The organism is Aliivibrio sp. A6, from assembly GCF_028765505.1.
GTDB classification, from domain to species: domain Bacteria; phylum Pseudomonadota; class Gammaproteobacteria; order Enterobacterales; family Vibrionaceae; genus Aliivibrio; species Aliivibrio finisterrensis_A.
Genome location: NZ_JARACR010000170.1, coordinates 1 through 225, shown reverse-complemented (window position 1 = coordinate 225; position 225 = coordinate 1). Strand labels below are relative to the sequence as shown.

The window sequence follows — 225 nt, the reverse complement described above, 5'->3', positions numbered from 1 at the left end:
GGTGCTCCTACTGCTTGTACGTACACGGTTTCAGGTTCTATTTCACTCCCCTCACAGGGGTTCTTTTCGCCTTTCCCTCACGGTACTGGTTCACTATCGGTCAGTCAGTAGTATTTAGCCTTGGAGGATGGTCCCCCCATATTCAGACAGGATATCACGTGTCCCGCCTTACTCGTTTTCACTGATGATGAGATGTCGGTTACGGGGCTATCACCCTGTATCGCG

General features: G+C 51.1%; 1 rRNA gene. It reads right to left on the bottom strand.

Annotation, left to right across the window (positions count from 1 at the left end):
* Positions 1–225 (bottom strand): 23S ribosomal RNA (locus tag PVK70_RS19030); the annotation flags it as partial.